Annotated in this window: 1 pseudogene; it reads right to left on the reverse strand. The window is 59.5% G+C overall.

The window, feature by feature from the left end:
* Window positions 1-102: 102 nt before the first annotated feature.
* Window positions 103-463, reverse strand: a pseudogene (locus NW852_RS12655) (histidine phosphatase family protein).
* Window positions 464-529: the final 66 nt, after the last annotated feature.

The raw sequence follows: 529 nt of genomic DNA on the forward strand, positions 1-529 counted from the left end.
ATCCCGACCAGGATGGAAAATCTGCCCCGGGCTATCTCATCCACCCAGGATTGCTGTTGCAATTTATCCCCATTGAGTGAACTTCAGACCCATTTTGAAAGTTTAGGTGCCTACCCTTTGCTGCAGATTAGGCGCCAGATAGCCGCGTTCCCCCAAGCTTTCCAGCAGGGGCCCATAGCGATCGAACTTGACCACGCTGACCGAGGCAGCCAAAACCTCGATGCGATCCCGGTAGCGGCCCAGGTGAATGCCCAGCAGGCTGCGGAGAAGAATCTGAAGGGTGGCCTTGTTTGTGGGAGACGATATCTCCGCCACAACCGGCAGGGCGCGGTTGGCAATTTGCACAGCGGTTTCGCCACCTGGGGGCGTTCCAGGCCGGCTCGGTCCTCCAGCGCCAGTAGGCTTCGGGATGGTCTTCGCGGGCCTCGGCGTGGGTTTTGCCCTCCCACTCGCTGTAGTGGATTGGATTTCCCTATCTCCAACCCCGTCTTCTCTGCCAGCGGCCTGAGAGTAGCCAAGGTGCGCCGCA

Source organism: Synechococcus sp. H60.1 (assembly GCF_047462335.1).
Lineage (GTDB): Bacteria > Cyanobacteriota > Cyanobacteriia > Thermostichales > Thermostichaceae > Thermostichus.